The sequence below is a fragment of the Azoarcus sp. DD4 genome, assembly GCF_006496635.1.
Lineage (GTDB): Bacteria > Pseudomonadota > Gammaproteobacteria > Burkholderiales > Rhodocyclaceae > Azoarcus.
This window is the reverse complement of sequence record NZ_CP022958.1, coordinates 4227859-4247446: the sequence shown is the minus strand read 5'-3', so window position 1 is coordinate 4247446 and position 19588 is coordinate 4227859. Positions and strand designations below refer to the sequence as shown.

Genomic DNA, 19588 nt, shown 5'->3' with positions numbered 1-19588 from the left:
CCCGCCCAGGCTAGGTTTCGCAACCGGCCCTGAAACAATGCCCGCCGTCTTCCGACGGCGGGCATTATATTTTTTGGGCTGTACCGCCGAAAATCGGGTAGTGGCAGGGCTGCGTCAGCCGGTCAGGGATCGCCCTCCGGCCGACTCCTCGAATCCCCTCTCTATCTCTTCCTGCACCACGCGCCAGATGGGGCGCACGAGCGAGCGCATGTTCTTGATCACGGTGGACACGTCCATCATTGACGGAACGCGGATCCCGCGGTGTTCCACCGGGCCGCCGATCTGCCGTATCTCCACGCCCAGTTTGCTGAAATGCGAGGCCAGACGGGGTTCGGTCAGCACGAACACGGTGTCGATGCCGCTGCGGGCGGCCAGCGCGATCGACCCCAGGTAGAGGCCGATCGGGATATAGGGAAACCGGGGGCGGCTTTCACTGCCGAAATCGTTCTCGCTGATGGTGACGGGCGCTTTTGCTTCACCGCTGCGGCGTCGATAGTTGCCTCGCACGGCGAGTCTCGACACCTCGGCAATGCATTCGCGTGGGAGCCTTGCGGGGTCGACAATCGAGCGGTCGAGCGTGGCTGCGCAGGTGTGCTCGAAGGGTAGGGGCGCCAGCGGGTCGCCTGGATCGGTCAACACCAGGCGGGTGCATCCTACCAGCTGCTTGGGGGCCGACGACGTGCGGATCAGGCAGTGCAGACTATGCGGATCATATTGGTCGATCTCGTGGCGATCGGCGCGCTCCGGCTCGTAATGCAATTCCTCGCAGTACACCTCGTGGCGAATACGGTAGACGTCGTTGCGTTGAGATTCAGTGATCGCGGGGGCGATTTCGAAGTACTTGCGAAAGCCATGCCCGAGATTGTGACGTTCGAATAGCTGCATGATCCTAGGGTCTGTTCACGATATGGTTTTTATCCCGGATTTGGACGCTGAACTTGGAATGCTGCCCCCGGTCGGCGATGGCATGTGAAAAAGTTATGGTGTCCGTGAATTTACCGCATTCTATGCGTGCGCAATGTGGCACTGTGGACCAAAATGGAAAAGCATGCGCGGGCTATCGAGTGCATGCGAAAACGGCCAAACGACGAGAAGGCGTCTGGCATGTGGTGCAGTCCCGGCGGTCGCGTGCAAGGCTGTCCTCGGGGTGTTCCCGGGTGCGAGTCTGCCGTTGCGGGGGCACGACTCAATTGACAGCGGGATTCCGTAGAGCATGACTACCGGTTCGTACAACTTTGAAGCTTTCAATGATGCGGGCTTTCAGACGGAACGCCTGCGTCAGCAGGCGCAGGCCATTCGCGGCATGGAGGCAAGTGTCCTGCGTGCGGCAGGTATCGCGCCGGGCCATGATGTGCTGGAGATCGGCTGTGGCCCGGGTTTCGTATCCGATCTGCTCGCAGAGCTCGCCCCCGACGGCAGCCTGCATGCCGTAGAGCCGAGTTCGACCCTGTTGGCGCAGGTGACTGCAAATGTGCGGCGAAAGCCTGCCGGTGGGCTGTTTCTGCACCAGGCCTATGGCGACGCCCTGCCTTTGGCCGACAGCTGCGTTGATTTCTCTTACGCGCGTTTCGTGCTTCAGCATGTGCCGGCGCCGGACGCTGTGGTGAGAGAGGTACATCGCGTGACTCGCAAGGGTGGGCGCTTTTGTGTGGTCGACTCGGACGACGGTCTGGTGATCCTGCATCCGGAAGCGCCAAAGGTGACGGAAGTGCTGAACCAGGCACAGGCGATTCAGGCAGCACAGGGCGGAGACCGCTTCATCGGCCGGAAACTGCAGGAATCCATGATTCGAGCTGGTTTCGTCAATGTGAAGAGCCGTGTGGTCACGCTCACCAGCAGTGAGCTTCCGTTTGCCGTGCTGTTCAATATTCTGCTGGGTTACAAGGCTTCACTGCTGGGTGATGCCATCGATGTCCGCAAGTTGTTCGAAGAGCTCTCCGCTGACGTACAGGCCGGACGTCAGCTAGTGGTGGCTGGCGTTTTCGTCGTGTCCGGAGAGAAGGCCTGAATCACGTGCATATTCGGGATTGAGCATGGAAACCGCTTATTTTCGCTTCGAAGAAGTCACGCCCGGTACGCCGGACTACGAACGCTACCTTGAGGCGCGCTATGAGGTGTTCTGCGAAGAGTTGGGCCGCGTCGATGCACCCGGCCTGCTTTCGGCACAGGGACGTCCCGTCGAGACGGACCAGTACGACCCCTTCAGCCGTCACTTCATCGCCTGCCACAAGCCGACCGATACCGTGGCCGGATTCGTACGCGTCATCCTGCCGAACGAGTCCGGTCTGAACGTTACCCCGCGGTACGTCATAGACCGACCGCTGCCGTACGACGATGCGACCGACGACCGGATCGGCGAGATATCCCGCATGGCGATCGCACCACACTTTCGTCGCCGTCATTCCGACCGGGGTAAGCCGGTTCATGGTGACCCCGAGTCGGAAATGTCCAAGAAGCCGGAGGGTTTGCGGCAGCATCAGCCGGAGCTTGTGCTGGGTATGTACCGTGAGGTCTACCAGCTTTGTCGACAGACGGGTCTCGACTACTGTGTGGCTGCCATGGACAGCCACTTCAGCCGGCTACTCATTGCATTGGGTTTCCCCTTTGTGCCGGTTGGTCCGGTCAATGAGCAGGTCGCTCCACCGAGGCGGGTATACCTGATCAGCGCACGGGAGATGGAGCGCAGCCTGGGTGAGCGCGAGGCCGACATCCTTCGCTTCATGCAGGAGAGGAAAGCTGCGTAAGGCTTAGCAGAAAGCGTTGAATTCTGACGTGATATTTTTCACGCACACATTTACATTTGAAACAAACCGAATTGGTTTGTCCTCGGTTATCTTTCATCGCAGGGCCACCGGAGCCAGCCTGGTCGGCAGTATTGCGTGGGAGTTTCGCCGTGGAGAATGTGGATGCTGTTGCAGAAGTATGAGTACTTGACGGTAAGCCCGGGGAGTCGGGAGTACCGTGAATACTTGGCATTGAGGCACGAGGTGTTCTGCGAGGAGCTTCGGCGCGTTCCGGCGAGTGGTCGTCGAGCGGCCGGTCTCTTGGTCGAAAGCGACGAGTACGATGTCCACAGCGTTCATGTCCTGTGTCGCTCGAAGGATACGGGTGCTGTGGTCGGGTGTTCCAGGTTGATTCTGCCGGGATCCAACGGCCTCAACGTCAAGGCGCGCTACAGGCTCTCTCACGACCTCACGGCGGTGCCGGCGGAGGTTGGCGAGATCGGTCGTTTGACGCTTGCCCATGCGCTGCGTCGGTATCGCAGCGACAATCCACTGCCGGAAGGGAAGAACAGGGCTGCCAGGCTGACGCATGCGGTCGAACGTCGTGACGGTCCGGCAGTGGCGCTCGGTCTGTATCGTGAAATCTTTCGTCTGGCGGGTGCTTACGGTATTGCCTATTGTTATGCCGCGATGGAGCCGGCGCTGGCCCGCTTGTTGAAGCGCTTGGGCTTTCCGTTTCACGAGGCCGGCCCGCTAAATAACGATGTGCGTCCGGCACGTCAGCCCTATGTCATTGGCGCGCAGGCTACGCGCTCGGCGCTCGCTGCAACGAATTCCTGGTTGTACCAGTTCATGTTCGGAGCGGAAGATAATATCGCTGTGCAGACTGTTGGCGCTTGGCCGTCGCTCGTATCGATGCCGGCAATGCGATCGCAGGCGCTTTGCATCGCAGCGGCCTGATTTGCCGGCACGCCTTCGCGTGCTACATCCCTTCTTTGGGCTGCCGATCCTCTGAATCAGCAGGTGCGGCCCAGTTCATCCCTTGCTGACGACTCATGGGTGCGCTTTGCAGAGGCGTGGCGCCTTCGTGCGCGATTCCGCGTGGCGTTCCATCCGATTGCACACAAGCCGGCCAGATCTGTCAGCGAGCACCGGTTCGGCGAACGAAAAAACCGCGCAGTTTCCTGCGCGGTTCTTATTCTGAGACTGCCTCTGTTCAGGCGGCTTTCTTCACGCGACGGGCAGCGCCCAGACCGATCAGGCCGATGCCCAGGAGCGCCAGCACGCCCGGTTCCGGAACGCGGTTGAAGCTCACGCTGCCGTCCAGGGTCGATGTGCGCTGATAGCGATCGTTGCCGTTGGCGTCGTCGGCGATCTGCGTCGGCACCAGGGGGTCGATGTTCGAGTCGATGCGGGCGACGATGGCAACCGTCAGGGTGCTCCAATCGGTCGCCGGCGGGAAGAAGAAGATGTTGGGATCGACGGCGGATACGGTTGCGTAGATGATCACGTTCCCAACGGTGCCGGTGCTGGCGAACACATCAAGGGTGAGCACTTCACCCTCGCCGGCGTCGGTAGTGTCTCCGTCGGCGTTGTTGTCGTTGTAGATGTGGATCGTGCCGCTGGTGTAGGAGGCCAGGATGCCGCCTGCGCCATCGTTGAAGGCGACGGTGCCGGAGAGGTCATCGTAGTCGAACACCAACTGGTGGGTGACGCCGACGCCCTCGTTGTTCTCGCCGCCGGCGATCGCGTTTGCATTCTGATCCAGGTAGCTGGATACCGTGCCGAAGCCGCTATCCACCACCGAGTCGCCCACCGTCAGGCCCGCATTGCCGTCGTCATCGGTAAATGTCGAGGTTGCGCTCCAGTTGACGCCGAGTTGGTAGATCAGGCTGGTCAGGCCGTCGGTGCCGCCGAGAGGGCTGGTGTCGAAGGTATTGACGTTGAGGTAGAACGGTTCGGCGAATGCAGCGCCGGATGCGAGCATCAGGGATGCGGCAAGCGGGGCGGTGAATTTCTTCAGTTTCATGATCCTTGCTCCTTCTGTGTGCTTTGACTGGCTGAGCGCTTGTCCTTCTGGCGAGGATGGAGCACGCTCCGTGCCAGTTCATATAAATCCTTTTAAATCAGTGCTATACGATTTCATTTTGGAAGGCGGGATTCCGGGGTGTAAGAATTTCCGACACTGCATCCTCTCGGGGTGATGATGTCCTCGCCCGCCATGCGTGAAACTTACGCTTGTCATGCCGATCCGCCTGAGAAAAGATGGTCGCATTTTCTTTGGGTCGGAGAACGGAAGTGTCAGCGTTTGCTTACCACGAGGCTTTCAGTCGCAATCTGGGGGTTGTCAGCATCGACGAGCATGCCCGTCTGCGTAATGCCACGGTGGCGATTGCAGGGATGGGAGGGGTCGGGGGCGACTACCTGATCAGTCTGGTGCGTGCGGGTGTGGGCGGGTTTCATCTTGCCGAGTTCGACGAGTTCGAACTGGTCAATTTCAACCGCCAGTACGGTGCCAATACCGAGACACTGGGACGAAAGAAACTCGACGTCATGGTCGAGTATGCGAAGGCGATCAATCCCGAGCTGCGCATCACCACCTTCAGCGAGGGGTTGAGCCCGGGTAACATCGATGCCTTCCTGATGGGGGTGGATGTGGCGGTCGACGCGGTCGACGCTTTTGCGGTCGATATGCACCCCTTGCTGGTGAATGCGGCGACGGCGCGTGGCTTGGCGACGATTGCGGCGGTACCGCTGGGGATGGGGGCCGGTGTGCTGGCCTTCGGCCCCAAGGGCATGCCGTATGGAGAGTACTTCCAGATATCTCCGGAGATGAGCGAGGACGAGAAGATCATCCAGTTCATGCTCGGCTTCGGTCCCGAGCTTTACCAGATGAAGTATCTCGATCCGAAATCGATAAACCTGAAGGCCCGCAAGGGCCCGAGCTCGGTGGCCGGCTGCAAGCTGTGTGCGGGCTACATCACCACGCTGGCGCTGGTCGCGCTGCTGCATCCCGAAGAGTTGAAGTGTGTGCCGTGGTATACCAACGTCGATGCGCGGCTGGGCCGTTTTCGTCATCGCCGTCTGTGGATGGGCAACCGTAATCCTCTGCAGCGGCTCAAGAGCCTGGTGGCAAGGAAGCGACTTGAAAAGGCCGGTGAGCCGACGTGAGCGTGGTACTTGCAGGGGCACGGAGCCCGGCTGATGGTCGTGGGGTAGAATCGGCCGGATACTTCCAGTGCAGCGACATGAGGGCAGTATGACGACTGCGATGCAGGATGGTCTGTCAGGCCGGTTCGGGTTTGTGAGCCGGACCATTGGAGGCGCACTTGCGGGAGCTCTGCTGGCGAGCTTGATGACCCTGGGCGGGATTTGTGCCGCTTGGGCCGATGAGGCCGGTGCCCGGCTCGCACAGCGGGTCTACGACCGTCCGGACGGCAATGATGCAACCTCGGCGGTGACCATGTCGCTGACCGAGGAGGGACGCAGCCCGCGGGTGCGCAGCATGATCCTGTACCGCCTCAGCGGCGCGGGTGGCGAGGTGTCGACGCTGATCCGCTTCACCGGCCCGGCCGACATCGAAGGGACGGGCCTGTTGACCCTGGATGCCGCGGATGGGGCGTCCAACCAATGGATCTACCTGCCAGCCATGAAGCGTGTTCGCCGGGTCGATTCGAATCGCAAGGGCGGGCGCTTCGTGAATTCCGACTATTTCTACGAAGACCTGCGTGACCGCAAGCCCGCCATGGATCAGCACCGGGTGCTGGGGCGGGAGCGCGTCGACGGGGTGGAGTGCGAGGTGCTGGAGAGCATTCCGGTCGACGCCGACAATTCGGTGTATCTGCGTCGCCTCAGCTGGATCGATCCGGTTTCACTGCTGCCGCTGCGAGTCGACTTTTTCGAGAAGGAGCGGGATCAGGCCAGCAAGCGTCTGGTGGTGTTGAAGCGCGAGCGGATCGATGCTTACTGGACGGTAATGGACAGCACGCTGACCGATCTGGGCAACGGGCATCAGACGCGGCTTACCGTGGAGCGCGTGCTCTACGACCGTAAACTGCCGGCCGAGTTGTTCAGTTCGAAGGCGCTCGAGGACGAGCGCACTGAGCGGAGCTACCGTCCATGAGGTGCATTCGGGTTTCAGGGGGCGTGGCGAGGTGGAGAGAAGGGGAAGTGGTGCGATGGGCTGTTGGGCAATGACGATGAAAACGCTGGCCGGCCTGTTGGCGGTCGTAGCCTTCGGGGGCGGTGGCGTGGCCGCCGCGGATGAGGGTTTCGCGCTGAAGGCGGACATGCTGCGCGCCGAGCTCGGTGGGTTCACAGATCATCCGGACGCCTCCGGCGACGGTTATCTGCATGGCGCAGTCAGCGCGCGGGGGGATTCCGGCAAGTGGGAGTATGTCCTCGGCGCCCGATTCGACGGCTATTCGCAGTTCGGTAGCCGCGATTTCACCCGTGCGCGGCTCGACTACACTGAGAACTATCTGCGCTGGCGCGGCGCGGATCTGAACCTGACTGTCGGGGCGCAGAACGTGCTCTGGGGCCGTGTCGATGAAATCTCTCCTATCGATCGCATGGGGCGGGTCGACGTTTCCCGGGCGATACTCGACAAACTGCCAGAACGCCGCCGTGCGGTGCCTGCCGTCCGCGCCGAATACTTCGGCGAAGAATACAAGGTCGACGCCGTCTGGCTGCCGATGTTCGACGACGCGGTAATGCCGAACGAGCGTAGCGTTTGGCATCCGGTCGACACATTCGACGGGCGGCTGTTGGGGATCGGCAAGGTGCCGGGGATCATCGGCGCGCGGGTGAGGAAGGCGGATTACGATGGCAGCGGGGGCGGCGGTATCCGCGTGACCCGCGGCGGCGGTGGATTCGACTACGGTTTCAGTGTGCAGCGGGTGCGCCAATCCCAGCCTTATTATCGTGTCGTGCCGGCGGGTTTGCAGGCGGTACACCCGTTCAGCACCGTGGCTGGCGGGGAGTTCGAAATCGAGAAGCTGGGTGCGACGTGGCGCATGGAGGCTGCATGGAGCAGCGATGTGCCCGTGACCGGCACCGATTTTCGTTATGACACCCGGCCGGGCTTCGACATGGTCATCGGCGCCGAGGTCTTTCCCGGCGACGGCGAGACCCGCGTGACCTTGCAACTGGTCGGACACAAGACTTTCGTCGACGATCCGGTGCTCGACCGCACGGAGGTGTACAGCTTCACCGGGGAGGTCGAGCATCCCTTTGCCCGTGGGCGCTGGCGGGCCGATCTGCGCTTCATCACCGGGCTGAATGCGCGCGATCTCTACCTGAATCCCAAGCTCAGTTATACCGGTATCGACCAGCACGAAATCTTCGTCGCCGGCCATTTCTTCAGTGGCGCCTCGCGTACGCTCGGTGGCTACTACGCCCGCAACGACACGGTCATGGTCGGCTGGCTGGCGAAGTTCTGACGACGGGCCCAGGGCGCACTAGCGATGGAGTGCCGATGCTGAAAACCCGCATCCAGGCCGTACTGCTGTTTCTGATGCAGCCGCGCCTGCTGCGCTGGCGCCGCTCGGTGGCGATCATCGTCCTCGTCTATCTGCTCGGTGGCGCCTTGCTGCTTCGACTGGAGCTCAATAACGCGCCCGAGCTCTATTTCCCCAAGGATGCGCCTGCCACGGTGCTGGAACGGGAGCTGCGCGCCGAGTTTCCGAACGACGAGTTCCTGGTCGGTCTTTTTGCGGGCGACGACCTTTATTCGAAGCCGGTGCTGGCGGCCCTCGATCGTGTCGCAGGACGGCTCGCGCGACATCCGGATGTCGATCGCGTCTTCGCCGTCACGCGGGTCGATCACATCGCCGGTACGGCCGATGGTTTCGTTGTCGAACCGTTGATCGACTCCCGCCGGCTGGATGCCGGTACCGCGGACGAACGTCTGGCCCGGGTGCTCAAGGACCGTTTCATGCCGGGCTGGCTGGCGGCGCGCGACGGCAAGGCGCTGGCCGTGATCGTGCGGACGCACAAGCTGACCGAGAGTCGTCAGCGTCAGTCGGTCGAGTTGGCGCTATACGACGCGGCGGATGCGGAGCAAGTGCGTGACCGGCTGGAGGCGGTTGCCGGAACGGTTGCGCTGGATGCGGCGCAGATGCGTTCGATGTTGCGTGACACGGTGGTGTTCACGCCCCTGGTGATGACGCTCGGTCTGTTGCTGCTGTACTGGGTGGTGGGGCGCATCGTGCCTGTGCTCATCGGTGCGGTGGCGATGGGCGTGGTGGTGGTGGCCTGCGTGGCGTTGATGGCGGCGCTGGGCCAGCCCTACACGCTGGTCACGGCCATGGTGCCAACGCTGCTGTCGGCTTACACCGTGGCCAATCTGCTGCACCTTTACGCGGCGCTCAAACGCATGCGCGATGCCGGCTTCCGGCGACCGAAACGCGTCGTCTTCGCCCTGCAGAGCGTGCACACGCCATCGATGTTCAACGTCGTGACGACGGCCGCGGGGATGATCAGCCTGGTGCTGGTGCCGATTCCACCGATCCAGGTGTTCGGCCTGATCGGGGCGGTCGGCGTGGTCGTCATCTATCTCGTCGTCTTCTATCTGGTCCCGCCGCTGCTGGTGAAATTCGACCGTGGGCCGTGGCCGCGGCGCGGTGGCGGTTTTGCGTGGACGAAACGGATTTCGTATGCGCTGGCAAGCTTCGGCATCCGCCATGCGGGATGGGTTGCCGGTTCGGCCGTGGTGCTTGCCCTGGCCACCGTGCCGCTCGTGCTGAAGGTCGAAGCCGAGTCCGATCTGCTGAAGTTCTTCAACGATGCCCACCCGCTGACCAAATCCACAGCGATGGTGGAGGAGCGGCTGGTCGGCGTGACGGCGCTCGAGATCGTGGTCGACGGACCGGGGCGGGATGCCTTCAAGAGTGCAAAGCGCCTGCAGCTGATCAAGGGCCTGCAGACGCGGGTCGAGGCCATGCCGGAAGTCGACCGCAGCCTGTCGATGATGGACATCATCGAAGAGATGAACTGGGCCTTCAATGAAGAGGACGAGGCTTTTCGACGCCTGCCGGATGACGACGGGATGTTGAGTCAGTTGCTGCTGATATACGACGGTCGGGATCTGCAGGAACTGGTCAATGGCGAGTACCAGCGCATGCGCATCCTGCTCAATCTCAATGTCCATGGAGCCAATGCGATACAGGGCGTGATCGAGCGCATTCAGGCGCAGATCGCCACCGTGGACGCTCCCGAGCTCAAGTGGCAGATCGCTGGGTATGGGAGGTTGTTCGCGGATCAGGAGGATCTGCTGGTGGTCGGCCAGTTGCACAGCTTTCTCGGTGCATTTGGCCAGATCTTCGTGATCATGCTGCTGCTATGGCGTTCGTTTCCGGCTGCGGTCATCAGCATGCTGCCGAACCTCGCGCCCCTGTTCTTTGTGTTTGCGCTGATGGGGGCTGCCGGCATACATCTCGACATGGCGACGGTATTGATCGCCGGCGTGGTGCTCGGCATCACCGTTGACGACACGATACACATCTTCCACAGCTATCTGTCGAGGCGGGAGCAGGGGCACGGCGTGGTGTTCGCGATCGCACGCAGCTTTGAGGCTTCCGGGCGGGCCGTGGTGGCGATCTCGCTGTTGCTGGTGTCCCAGTTTCTCGTACTCGGTACCTCGTCCTTCGTCCCGAGTTCGCACTTCGGCCTCCTTACCGCCACCGGCCTGCTTGCCGGGCAGCTGATGGAACTGTTGCTGTTGCCGGCGCTGCTTGTCCTGTGGGATCACGTCAGAACGCGTCGCAAGGCATTGCCGTCCTGACCCGGGCGGTGGGTATGGCCAGCCCCGGCAGAGCTTGTGCCGGCCGACTCGAGCGGAGCTAGGCGGAATACCGGCCGGGGGCGAGTATCGTCTGGGGGTCCAGAACGGCCTTGAGCCTGCTGACGAGCTGCCAGTGCTCCGGAGCGGCCGCTTTCAGCCAGTCCATGCTGACGTTGCCTACGCGATACGGTGCGAAGCCATGCGCAAGTGCGCTCGCCAGCAACTGCTCATGCGCCTGGCGTACTCGCTCCACCTCGGATGGCACCTGCGGGTCGAAAAGCAGTGGGACGGTGCTGTCGAAGCAGCGGTTGTTCACCGACGTGAGCGTGATGAGGGGTTCGAGTCGGTGTGCCCTCAAGGCGGTGGTGGTGAAGCGGACGAATTCACGCACCGACTGGGAATCCATCGGTACGAGGGGGGCAAACCAGGCCAGACCGCAGCCATCGCGCGCAGGATTGAGCGGAACCCCGGCGGGCATGGTGCCGCTGCGCCAGTATGCGAGTGGCAGCGCGGTTTCGTTCGGTCGGCCGGTAAGCAACTCCAGCGATTTGGTCAAGGTGGTCAAGAGGGGGCCGAGGCGGCGTCGGAGCGGAGCCGGGGCGTGCCGAACCACCCGCGAAAGCAGCGCAGTGTGCGCTGGCGAGAAGAACATCAGCCGTGATGCGATGCCGCGCAGGCGCTTGCGAATCTCGGAACGGGCTGCGCCGGCGGTCGCGCGGGTTCCATAAAGGGTGCCGTAGCCGGTCCACGGGAAGATCTGCAGTGTCCGTCCGATCGATTCGACCACGGCCTCCGGAATCAATCCGTCGGGTCCCAACTGGTCGCGGGGGTAGGGCGCCGACATTGCCAGCATGCGATGGCGGTTCATCAGGTTGATGCCGCCGACCAGACCGGGAAGCGACGTCAGGATGTCACGCGTCGCGATGATGGCGGGTTCGAGCTTGGTTTCATCCTTCAGCGAGAAGAGAAAGCACTCCATCGATTCGGCCTTCTTCGCCAGTGCGATGGACATCGCCGTCACGATGCCGAAGCCCGATTGGGTGAAAATACCGTCCAGGTAGGGGCCGATGTGCCACTTGAAGAGCCCGGCGACCTTGTCGGCACCCATGGCCGAGAGCGGCGATCGATAGAGGCTGCCATCGGCCAGCATCACCTCGACATTCGTCACCGCAAGGAAATGGTCGGCGCATGGCGTGATGCCGTAGCCGCGTTCCAGCGCATTGCCGACGATGCTGCAGTTGGGGCCAGCGCCGGTCACCGGCACGAGGAAGGGGTACCCGTGCTGATCCAGGAACTCGAACAACTGTTGCTGGGTTACGCCGGGTTCGAGCGTGACGACGCCGGAGTCGGGATCGAACGCCCGGATGCGGTTCAGGGCACCGAGGTCGAGGATCACGCACTCGCCAGCGGTGGGAGAGGCTGCGCCGTAGCCCCAGTTGTTGCCCGTGCTGATGGGGTAGAGCGGAACACGCAGCTGGTTTGCCGCGGCCAGGCATGTTGCGACTTCGTCGACCGATTGGGGACGCAAGGCGCCCTGCGCGCGCACCTGCGAGAAATGGGTTTCCGCCGGGTATTTGAGCCGCGCCCTTCCCCGATCGGCGACCCGGTCCGGGCCGAGTGCGTCAGCGACGATTGCGAGTAGTTGCGAGGATGGCAAGTGATGTCTCACGCAGGCGGGTGGTTGCCGACGCAGCAACGGCCGGCGAAAGGCCAGGCTGGCGCGCTGCGGTTGAAAGGGGGCAAAGTGTAGCGCGGGACGGTGGAATGGGCGCGCGCAAGGCGTCTCCGATGTCTGCGCTTTCGTCCGCTTGTCTGCGTGAAGAGCGGCCACGATGCGCGATCCGATCATCGGAATCGCCAACCGCAGCCACGTGCCGGGCTCAGCCGGGCAGGTCGGTGGGCGTGGCGCCTTGGCGAACGACCATGTTGTCGCGGTGTATCAGCTCGGGCTCGTCCAGATAGCCGAGCAGCGCCTCGATCTCGCTGCTCGGGCGTCGTGCGATCCGGCGTGCCTCGGAGCTGCTGTAGTTGATCAGGCCGCGCCCCACCTCGTCGCCGTTCGGCGCAAGGCAGGCAACGGCTGCGCCGCGTTCGAAATCGCCACGTACTTCGCTCACGCCGACCGGCAGCAGGCTGCGGCCGGCGCGCAGGGCCGCCACGGCGCCATTGTCCAGCACCAGGCCGCCAGCAAGCTGGAGGTGGTCTGCAAGCCACTGCTTGCGCGCTTGTAGCGGCGTGCTGCTGGCGTAGAGCAAGGTGCCGACAGGTTCGCCGTGGGCGAGGCGGATCAGCGGATCGGCTTCGCGTCCGCTCGCGATGCAGGTGTGGGCACCGCTGCGCGCTGCGCGTTGCGCCGCACGGATCTTGGTGATCATCCCGCCCTTGCTGATTCCGCTGCCGGCGCCACCGGCCATCGCCTCGTACTGCCGGTCTTCCGCGCGGCCTTCGCTGATGAGCGTCGCCGCGGGATCCTTGCGTGGGTCGGCGGTGTAGAGGCCCTGCTGATCGGTCAGGATGATCAGGGCTTCGGCTTCGATCAGGTTGGCCACGAGGGCGCCCAGGGTGTCGTTGTCGCCGAACTTGATCTCGTCGGTGACGACCGTGTCGTTCTCGTTGATGATGGGGACGACGCCAAGCTCCAGCAGTGTCGTCAGGGTCGAGCGCGCGTTCAGGTAACGCGTCCGGTCGGCCAGGTCTTCGTGGGTCAGCAGAATCTGCGCGGTGTGCAGGCCGTGACGCGAAAAGGCCTTTTCATAGGCCTCCACCAGGCCCATCTGTCCGACCGCGGCCGCTGCCTGCAGCTTGTGCATCTCATGCGGACGTCTGTCCCACCCCAGCCTTTGCATGCCCGCGGCGATGGCGCCGGAGGACACCAGCGTGATCTCGCGGCCCTGTGCCCGCAGGGTTGCGATCTGGCGCGCCCAGTCGTTGAGCGCGTCATGATCGAGGCCGGCACCGTTATTGGTGACGAGTGCGCTGCCCACCTTGACGACGAGGCGGCGGGCGTTCTTGATCTTGTCTCTCATGGTCGTGTGCTGAGGCAGGTGGTGGCGGCGAGGTCAGCGTGCGTTCGAGTCGGCCGCTTCGTCCTGGTCGTCGTCATCGGCGTCGTCGCTGGAAAGTGCGGCTTCGAGCGCCGCGGCTTCGGCAGCGGCACGGGCCGCGTCGGCTGCCGCAAGGCGCTGCCGTTCCTCCGCGTCGCGCGCGGCCTGCTCGGCGTGGATGCGTGTGCGCTCGCTGTCGAGGAAGTCCTGCAGGGCGAAGATGAGGCCGCGACAGCCGTCGCCGGTCAGGGCGGAAATCTCGAAGTGGCGCTCGACCGGCCCGTAGGCCTCGAGGAAGGCGGTGACACGTTCGGCGCGCTCTTCCGCGGGGATCAGGTCGAGCTTGTTCAGTGCGAGCCAGCGCGGCTTGTTGTACAGGCCTTCATCGTACTTGCGCAGTTCCTCGACGATGGCCAGCGCGTCACGTACCGGATCGGCTTCCGGATCGTAGGGGGCGAGATCGACCAGGTGCAGCAGCACATGGGTGCGTTGCAGATGGCGCAGGAACTGGTGGCCGAGGCCTGCGCCTTCGGACGCGCCTTCGATCAGGCCAGGAATGTCGGCGATGACGAAGCTGCGGTTCTCGTCGGTACGTACGACGCCGAGATTGGGTTGCAGCGTGGTGAAGGGGTAGTCTCCGACCTTCGGGCGTGCAGCGGACACTGCACGGATGAAGGTCGATTTGCCGGCGTTCGGCAGGCCGAGCAGGCCGACGTCGGCCAGCACCTTGAGCTCGAGATGCAGGTTGCGGCGTTCGCCTTCCTGACCCATGGTGCGCTTGCGCGGAGCCCGGTTGGTGCTGGACTTGAAGTGCAGGTTGCCCAGTCCGCCGCGACCGCCCTGGGCTACCAGCACCTGCTTGCCATCGACGTCGAGGTCGGCGACGCGTTCGCCGCTGTCGATGTCGGTGATCACCGTGCCCACCGGAAAGCGCAGGATGATGTCTTCGCCGCCCTTGCCGTAGCAATCCTTGCTGCCGCCGTTCTCGCCGCGCTCGGCGCGGAAGCTGCGCTTGAAGCGGTAGTCGATCAGCGTGTTGAGATTGCGGTCGGCGACCGCAAACACGCTGCCGCCACGGCCGCCGTCGCCGCCGTCGGGACCGCCGCGCGGAATGAACTTTTCGCGGCGGAAGGTGGCTGCGCCATTGCCGCCGTCACCAGCGACGACCTCGATGCGGGCTTCGTCAAAGAATTTCATGTCGGTATGGGCCGAGCCGTCTCAAGCGTATCGACGCCCCACCGGGGGTGGCGAACGCTGTGAGCGTGGGGGTTGTTCTATCCTGAATTGCCTGCGGGCATAAACAAAAAAGCCCTACCGCAAGGATAGGGCTTTTTCTTGCAAGATGCGGAGATCAGGCCGCAGCCGCTTCCGTCTCAGCTTCGATGATCACGGTGCGACGCTTGGCGGCGCCCTTGACCAGGAACTTCACGGTGCCGTCCTTCAGCGCGAACAAGGTGTGATCCTTGCCGATGCCGACGTTTTCGCCCGGATGGTATTCGGTGCCGCGCTGGCGAACGATGATGTTGCCGGCGAGCACGAACTGGCCACCGTAGCGCTTGACGCCGAGTCGTTTCGATTCCGAGTCGCGGCCGTTACGGGAACTACCGCCAGCTTTTTTGTGTGCCATGTCGCTACCTCCTGCTTAGGCCGAAATCGCTTCGATGCGGATTTCGGTGTAGTTCTGACGATGCCCCTGGTGCTTCTGGTAGTGCTTGCGGCGGCGCATCTTGAAAATCTTGACCTTGTCATGACGACCGTGGGAAACCACGGTGGCCTTGACGGCGGCGCCAGAAACCACGGGGGTGCCGATCTTGACCGACTCGCCCTCACCGACCATGAGAACCTGATCGATGGTGATTTCGGAACCCACGTCGGCCGGTATCTGTTCTACCTTGATCTTTTCGCCGGCGGACACGCGATACTGCTTGCCACCGGTTTTTATCACCGCGTACATGGTGTTGCTCCGTTGATGGTTTTGCAAAGAATCGGGCACTCTACTGGCGGATTTTTGAAAAGTCAATATTAATCAGTAGGTAGGCGCGCAAAGGCCACGATTGCCGGGCGCCCGGCACGTACGCGGACGCGGCTGGAGGCGGGCTCCGGGCAATTTGTGATCGGCGTGCCGTGTTTGCGTCAAAGTTGAATAAAATGACGCGTTATTGCGTAATGTCCTGCGAGCGGCCATGGCTGAAACCTTTCGCATCTCCGGCCAGGCGGAGGCCATCCTCGCGTGGCTTGCCGGTGAGCCCGACGACGACCCGGTCGCCGACCTTGCGGCTTTTCGCCAGCATTACGCACGGCTCGACGATCCGGATGTCTCCGTTGCGCAACGTCAGCGCTGTCTCGAGCAGTTCGGCATTCGCGTCCGCGACATCAACGGCCGTTTCCGGCCCAAGCTGCTGACAGCGAGCCTGCCGCTGCCGCGCGAACTGTACGCCGCTGCGAACGAACTGACAGAGACCTTGCTCGACGTCGCGGCGGGTTTTCAACGCCTGGCGGACGATGTGCGGCAGCGCTGGATCCGCAGCCAGATTCTCGATGATGCCTCGCTGGGCGCGCAGGCGCTGCAGCTGGTCGGCGAAGCCTTTCTGAATGGTGCGATGGCCGGCTGCTTGGCGCCCATGGGTTTGTGGCAACGGGCCCATGCCGTGATGCAGTCGATGGCACGTCACGAGGCCGGACGGGAAGGCGGCGTGGGCCAGTCGCGCGGGGGCTTCCACTACAAGCGCCTGCTCTGCGTGGCGGTGGTTCAGCCTGAAAGCCTTACCGCACGAGAGCTCGCGTGGCTGTTCGATTACCTCGAGGGAACGGCGGCACGTGCGGTGCTCGCGATGCAACGGCCGAGCCCGGATGCCGCCGGCTACTGGATGGACCTGGCTCAGGACAGCCCGCCGGTGGCGGTGGCGAGGCGCACGCCGCCGGATGAGACAGGGCTGTGGTACTTCGTCCCGGCTCCCCTGGCAGCCCGCGTCGCCGAACAGATTGAGTGGCTGGAGAACCGCATCCTCGAAGCGGAGGTCGTCGGCCTGGAGCGCGATGGCGAGCTGCTGAATCCGGATGTCTCGGGGCTGCCCGAAGGTCTGACGCCGGTCGAGGTGTTGTCGCTGCTGCGCCGGCTGAGGGAGCGCTGGAGCGCGCCACCGCTGCGCGAGCAGGTGCGTCGCCGCCACCATTACACCGTCCAGGTCTGCGCCGGGCTGCGTGCCATTTGGGAGCTGGGGCGAAATGGTGAAACCAGCGCACGCATTGCCGAGTGGATGGTGTTCAACGAGAGCCCGGGTGGTTACGCGATCATGTGCGTATCCGGCGTGGAAGGGCTGCTTTCGGCCGGGATGGCGCTCGCGCTGCGGCGCGACGCGAGTCAGCCGTGGTCGATCTGCATCGTGCGCTGGATACGCAGCGACAATCCCGATCAGGTCGAACTCGGCCTCCAGGTGGCGGCGCAGGATTTCACTGCAGTGCAGATTGCGTTTCGCGGGGGCGACGCTCACACGTCGGTGCCGGCGCTCATACTCGAACCGCTTGCGGCGGTACGGCGCCACCAGGCCATTCTCGCGCCGGCCGGCACTTATGTGTCGAGGCGCTTCGTCCTGGTCCGTGAGGCTCAGCACCTCTATGTGGCGCAATGTCGCGTGCTCGGACTCGACATGCAGACAGCCAACATCGAACTGTTCCAGTACGAGATCGATCCTTATCCGATCTGAGCCGCAGCCAGCGCTGGCGGGCGCTCCATCGGCGGGCCAAGCAATTCGGCGATGCTGATGTCGGCAGATGCGAGGCTGTCGCGCAGGCGCAGCGCAACAGCGCCGCTCGGATTGCCCTTGGATGCGTTCGACCAGGCGGCGGGGTCCAGCGCGAAGCGTTCCAGCACTTCGATCAGGCGAATATCGGTCGCCGCCCGCGTCAAGACCCAGCAACCCTGTTCGGTACGGCTGGTCAGGCCGGCCTCGCACAGCTGTTCGAGCAGGGTCTCGGCACTGTGCTCGGCAAGGCTGGCGCGGCGGCGCAGCGAGGCGAAGCTCGCCGGGCGGCCGTCGCGCTGGGCTTCCGCGAGCCCGGCAAGGACCTCGACAGCCGCCCATGCGCGGTCGCCGGGGAAGCCGGGGGCGATCTGCTGTCGTTCAAGGAAGGCCGGCAGGCTAGCGGCGACGAGGGCGCCGAGCAGGACGACCACCCAGGACAGATAGAGCCACACGAGGAAGATGGGCAGTGCCGCGAAGGTGCCGTAGATCAGCGTGTAGGTCGGGAAGCGGGCAATGAAGAGACCGAAGGCGCGTTGCATCAGCAGGAACACCAGCGCGGCGGCAAGTCCGCCGGCAAGGGCGTGGAGTGCCCGCACCGGATGGTTCGGCACCGCGTAGTACAGAAAGGTGAACAGGGCACCGAGCAGCAGGGGAGGCAGCAGCCGGGCGGCGACTTCGCCTATCCATGGCAGGTGTTCCGACCATTCCATCGAGGTCGTGACCAGGTAGCCGGTTGCGACGACGCTGCCGCCGAGCACCACCGGGCCGAGGCTGAGCATGAACCAGGATACGGTGATCCTCATCAGCAGGGGGCGCGGGTGGCGTACCCCCCAGATCTGGTTGAAGACGCGCTCGATGGTGCCCAGCAGCATGAGCGCGGTGATTGCGAGCATGGCGGTGCCGATGACGGTGAGGCGGGCAGCCTTCTGCGAGAACTGCAATGCGTAGGTGGTGATGATGCGGCCGGCGCGGTCTGGCAGCAGGTTCTCGAGCAGGAAGACCTTCAGCGAGGCGCCGAGCTTGTCCATGCCGGGCAGGTTGCCGAAGACGGCGATGGCCACAGTGATGAGCGGTACGAGGGCGAGCAGGGTGGTGAAGGCCAGGCTGCCGGCGACCTGCGGGCAGCGCGTGGCGGCGAAGCGGGCGGCAATCAGGCGCAGGAAGTCGCGGGTGGAGTGAAGACGCATGGCGGGTGTGCGTGGGCGGGCCGGTCATGGCCGGCAGGGGGCGCGGTTATAATCCGCGCATTCTATCGACTCCCTCATCTCATGCAGGAAATCCTCGTGCTGTATTACAGCCATCGCGGCTCGGTGCGCGCGCTGGCCGAACAGATCGCGCTCGGCATTCATCAGGTGCCGGGCATGGCGGCGCGGGTGCGTACGGTACCCAAGGTATCCACCGTCTGCGAAGCGGTGGAAAGCGATGTTCCGGGCGATGGCCCGCCTTATGTCGAGTTGGCCGATCTGCAGGAGTGCGTCGGCCTGGCCATCGGCAGTCCGACGCGCTTCGGCAACATGGCAGCGCCGATGAAGTATTTTCTCGACGGTCTGGCCGGTGCCTGGGTGAACGGCACCCTGGCCGGCAAACCGGCTTGTGTCTTCACCTCTACCGCCAGCCTGCACGGTGGCCAGGAATCCACCTTGCTTTCGATGATGCTGCCTTTGCTGCATCACGGCATGATGCTGGTCGGCATCCCCTATTCCGAACCCGGCCTGAATGCCACGCGCAGTGGCGGTACGCCCTATGGTGCCAGCCATGTCGCCGGCGCAGACGGCAGTGCCGCGCTGTCGGAAGACGAGCGGATGCTGGCCGTCGCCCTTGGGCGCAGGCTGGCGCTCGCGGCCAAGCGCTTGGCGGTGCCGGCATGAGCGCCCGGCTGTGCAAAGCCGGCACTGCATTGCTCAGTGACAGGAGGGTAGTCCAGTGAGCGCGCGCGTCCTGTCGTTGGTGGCCAGCATCAGCCTGCTTGCGCTGATCGTTCTGTGCGTGCTGTGGGAGGCCTGGCTGGCGCCGTTGCGCCCGGGGGGCTCGTGGATGATGCTGAAGGCGGTGCCGCTGTTGCCGGCGGTGTTCGGCATCCTGCGGGGCAGGCGCTACACCTATCAGTGGATGTCGATGCTGACGCTCCTTTACCTCACCGAGGGCGTGTTGCGGGCGACCGACCCTGGACTGACCGGCACGCTGGCCGGGATCGAGATCGCGCTCTCGGTGGTGCTGTTCATGGCAACGATGCTGTACGCGCGGGTCACCGCGCCGTCGCGCCAGGTGCATTGAGGCACATGTACGAAGGGGCGC

General features: G+C 63.7%; 18 protein-coding genes. 10 read left to right on the top strand and 8 right to left on the bottom strand.

Annotated features, from left to right (window positions below; genetic code table 11):
* Nucleotides 1-114: 114 nt before the first annotated feature.
* Nucleotides 115-885: a PEP-CTERM/exosortase system-associated acyltransferase gene (locus tag CJ010_RS19630; RefSeq protein ID WP_141019617.1), complete on the bottom strand. Its 771-nt coding sequence runs from the start codon at nt 883-885 to the stop codon at nt 115-117.
* A 328-nt stretch (nt 886-1213) separates the two neighbouring features.
* On the opposite strand from CJ010_RS19630, the gene CJ010_RS19625 reads away from it, so the two are divergent.
* The 3 genes from CJ010_RS19625 to CJ010_RS19615 all read left to right on the top strand — a co-directional run bounded on the left by CJ010_RS19625 (nt 1214) and on the right by CJ010_RS19615 (nt 3683).
* Nucleotides 1214-2008 (top strand): methyltransferase domain-containing protein, encoded by a 795-nt coding sequence (locus tag CJ010_RS19625; RefSeq protein ID WP_141019616.1) that lies wholly within the window; start codon nt 1214-1216, stop codon nt 2006-2008.
* A gap of 25 nt (nt 2009-2033) precedes the next feature.
* Nucleotides 2034-2744 carry a PEP-CTERM/exosortase system-associated acyltransferase gene (locus CJ010_RS19620; RefSeq protein ID WP_141019615.1) on the top strand — a complete coding sequence of 237 codons (711 nt, stop codon included), beginning with the start codon at nt 2034-2036 and terminating at the stop codon, nt 2742-2744.
* A gap of 162 nt (nt 2745-2906) precedes the next feature.
* Nucleotides 2907-3683 carry a PEP-CTERM/exosortase system-associated acyltransferase gene (locus tag CJ010_RS19615; protein WP_141019614.1) on the top strand — a complete coding sequence of 259 codons (777 nt, stop codon included), beginning with the start codon at nt 2907-2909 and terminating at the stop codon, nt 3681-3683.
* A gap of 256 nt (nt 3684-3939) precedes the next feature.
* On the opposite strand, the gene pepA is transcribed toward CJ010_RS19615, so the two are convergent.
* On the bottom strand, nt 3940-4752 hold the full coding sequence (gene pepA, locus CJ010_RS19610; protein ID WP_141019613.1) for a flocculation-associated PEP-CTERM protein PepA: 813 nt from the start codon (nt 4750-4752) through the stop codon (nt 3940-3942).
* A 236-nt stretch (nt 4753-4988) separates the two neighbouring features.
* Here pepA and CJ010_RS19605 point away from each other — a divergent pair, with 236 nt between their 5' ends.
* From CJ010_RS19605 to CJ010_RS19590, 4 genes are all read left to right on the top strand, one after another.
* On the top strand, nt 4989-5894 hold the full coding sequence (locus CJ010_RS19605; RefSeq protein ID WP_240794421.1) for a ThiF family adenylyltransferase: 906 nt from the start codon (nt 4989-4991) through the stop codon (nt 5892-5894).
* An 88-nt stretch (nt 5895-5982) separates the two neighbouring features.
* Nucleotides 5983-6846: an outer membrane lipoprotein-sorting protein gene (locus tag CJ010_RS19600; RefSeq protein WP_240794420.1), complete on the top strand. Its 864-nt coding sequence runs from the start codon at nt 5983-5985 to the stop codon at nt 6844-6846.
* Nucleotides 6847-6922: 76 nt separating this feature from the next.
* Entirely contained in the window at nt 6923-8164 is a 1242-nt protein-coding gene (locus CJ010_RS19595; RefSeq protein ID WP_141019612.1) for a DUF1302 family protein, read from the top strand.
* Nucleotides 8165-8199: 35 nt separating this feature from the next.
* A complete protein-coding gene (locus CJ010_RS19590) occupies nt 8200-10506 on the top strand; it encodes an RND family transporter (RefSeq protein WP_141019611.1) in 2307 nt (768 codons plus the stop codon).
* Nucleotides 10507-10564: 58 nt separating this feature from the next.
* On the opposite strand, the gene CJ010_RS19585 is transcribed toward CJ010_RS19590, so the two are convergent.
* The 5 genes from CJ010_RS19585 to rplU form a co-directional block, all read right to left on the bottom strand.
* A complete protein-coding gene (locus tag CJ010_RS19585) occupies nt 10565-12355 on the bottom strand; it encodes an FAD-binding oxidoreductase (protein ID WP_141019610.1) in 1791 nt (596 codons plus the stop codon).
* A gap of 31 nt (nt 12356-12386) precedes the next feature.
* Nucleotides 12387-13532, bottom strand: a complete 1146-nt coding sequence (gene proB / locus CJ010_RS19580) for a glutamate 5-kinase (RefSeq protein ID WP_141019609.1) — start codon at nt 13530-13532, stop codon at nt 12387-12389.
* A gap of 33 nt (nt 13533-13565) precedes the next feature.
* The gene (obgE, locus tag CJ010_RS19575) at nt 13566-14747 is read right to left on the bottom strand and encodes a GTPase ObgE (protein WP_141019608.1); all 1182 of its coding nucleotides are present in this window, start codon (nt 14745-14747) and stop codon (nt 13566-13568) included.
* Between the two features lie 154 nt (nt 14748-14901).
* Entirely contained in the window at nt 14902-15177 is a 276-nt protein-coding gene (gene rpmA, locus CJ010_RS19570; RefSeq protein WP_141019607.1) for a 50S ribosomal protein L27, read from the bottom strand.
* A 15-nt stretch (nt 15178-15192) separates the two neighbouring features.
* Nucleotides 15193-15504 (bottom strand): 50S ribosomal protein L21, encoded by a 312-nt coding sequence (rplU, locus tag CJ010_RS19565; protein WP_141019606.1) that lies wholly within the window; start codon nt 15502-15504, stop codon nt 15193-15195.
* Nucleotides 15505-15709: 205 nt separating this feature from the next.
* Here rplU and CJ010_RS19560 point away from each other — a divergent pair, with 205 nt between their 5' ends.
* A complete protein-coding gene (locus CJ010_RS19560; RefSeq protein ID WP_240794419.1) occupies nt 15710-17254 on the top strand; it encodes a hypothetical protein in 1545 nt (514 codons plus the stop codon).
* Here CJ010_RS19560 and CJ010_RS19555 read toward each other — a convergent pair.
* Nucleotides 17242-18480 (bottom strand): YihY family inner membrane protein, encoded by a 1239-nt coding sequence (locus tag CJ010_RS19555; protein WP_141019605.1) that lies wholly within the window; start codon nt 18478-18480, stop codon nt 17242-17244. The two genes, CJ010_RS19560 and CJ010_RS19555, sit on opposite strands and share 13 nt — an antisense overlap.
* A gap of 81 nt (nt 18481-18561) precedes the next feature.
* On the opposite strand from CJ010_RS19555, the gene wrbA reads away from it, so the two are divergent.
* Together wrbA and CJ010_RS19545 are read left to right on the top strand one after the other, a co-directional pair.
* Nucleotides 18562-19161: an NAD(P)H:quinone oxidoreductase gene (gene wrbA, locus CJ010_RS19550; protein WP_141019604.1), complete on the top strand. Its 600-nt coding sequence runs from the start codon at nt 18562-18564 to the stop codon at nt 19159-19161.
* A 55-nt stretch (nt 19162-19216) separates the two neighbouring features.
* Nucleotides 19217-19567, top strand: a complete 351-nt coding sequence (locus CJ010_RS19545; protein ID WP_141019603.1) for a DUF2069 domain-containing protein — start codon at nt 19217-19219, stop codon at nt 19565-19567.
* Nucleotides 19568-19588 lie beyond the last annotated feature (21 nt).